The sequence below is a fragment of the Corynebacterium ulceribovis DSM 45146 genome (genome assembly GCF_000372445.1).
Classification (GTDB): domain Bacteria; phylum Actinomycetota; class Actinomycetes; order Mycobacteriales; family Mycobacteriaceae; genus Corynebacterium; species Corynebacterium ulceribovis.
Genome location: NZ_AQUY01000007.1, coordinates 1 through 1,220 on the forward strand (window position 1 = coordinate 1; position 1,220 = coordinate 1,220).

At 51.6% G+C, this 1,220-nt stretch carries 1 protein-coding gene and 1 pseudogene; both read right to left on the reverse strand.

What is annotated here, in order from left to right:
- Positions 1 to 146, reverse strand: a pseudogene (locus A3EC_RS13215) (tRNA guanosine(34) transglycosylase Tgt); the annotation flags it as partial.
- A gap of 858 nt (positions 147 to 1,004) precedes the next feature.
- Positions 1,005 to 1,220: tRNA-guanine transglycosylase (locus A3EC_RS12215; RefSeq protein ID WP_040428628.1), on the reverse strand; the 216-nt coding region annotated here is incomplete at its 5' end.

The window sequence follows — 1,220 nt, forward strand, 5'->3', positions numbered from 1 at the left end:
TCTTTTTCGGCGGCCTTAATGTCGTTGCGGGACAGCCCAGCAGTGTCCATCGCCAGGACCTTTTTGAACCCCGAACCAAGGGAAAGCACCTGGAATCCACCGGAGTCGGTGTAGGTCGGGCCATGCCAGTTCGCGAACTGCGCCATCGTTGGTTTCCTACGGAAAACCGCACTAGAAGTTGTGTTACTGCCACTGAACTACCCAATTATTGCGTGGGTCAAACGCATCGAAGGCTACCCAGGGAAGTAGCTTTGGGAACAAAAGTACCCCTCGCCACACAAACCCTATCCCCTAGGATTTACATTTGCTACTTTGTGGTTATGCTTCGACCTTTTCTCATTAGCGCAGTCATTGCCGTAACCTCACCAAGTTTCGTCTCCTTTCCAGACCGGGGGCTCCAAGAGTGGACAGAAGAGACCTCTGTCATATCAGACTCAAGCTTCAACGACTCAAACTCAATTCGCCCCATGGACGCCTCTGGAACATCATGGGCTCCCGGAGGAGCGTTAGCGACCAACTCTCTCAAAGTGAAGGGCCGCGGAACATATGTGAACTGGGCCGCGGTCTCCTATCAAACTGGTACAAATGTCCAAAACGCTTGTGTGGACCAGTTCGAGGTTGCTTTCTACAGTGGAGGAAAACGCAGAGTTCGCACAGCCGGCCGCAATTGTGCGGTTTTTCGCACTACACACACTTTCAACTTTGGTTACCGTCTCGATGCAAACAAACCTTTCTGCGGACGAGTAAAGGTTGGTGGCTCATGGGGAAACTATGCATGCGTCCAAATCAAGCGATAGGAGTCTGACATGGGAATCGCCGAATTCTTTCTCATTGTTGCCAGTGTTACAGCAGCTTTAATCGTTCCGGCCTTACTATTGGGAATCTACCTTCAGATCAGAAAATCCAATAAGTCTGAAACCCAGAATACGTCTGACGTCGGCACGCCATGACGAAACCTTTAACAGTGTGAGAGTGAAAGTCACACTGTGGAAATCCAACCAGACCTACGACCGTTTGCCGGCGGTGTACCGCCCCATGAAATCCTCGCGGAATTCAGCGAAGTCACCGTCAATAATCGCCTGACGCATCCGGTTCACCAGCTGCCAAATGAACCACACGTTATGTGCAGAGCTCAAGGTGCCACCCAGCGACTCCTTCGCCTTCAACAGGTGATGAATGTACGCGCGGGTAAATCCTTCGGTCGGCGAATCCGGGAAAGT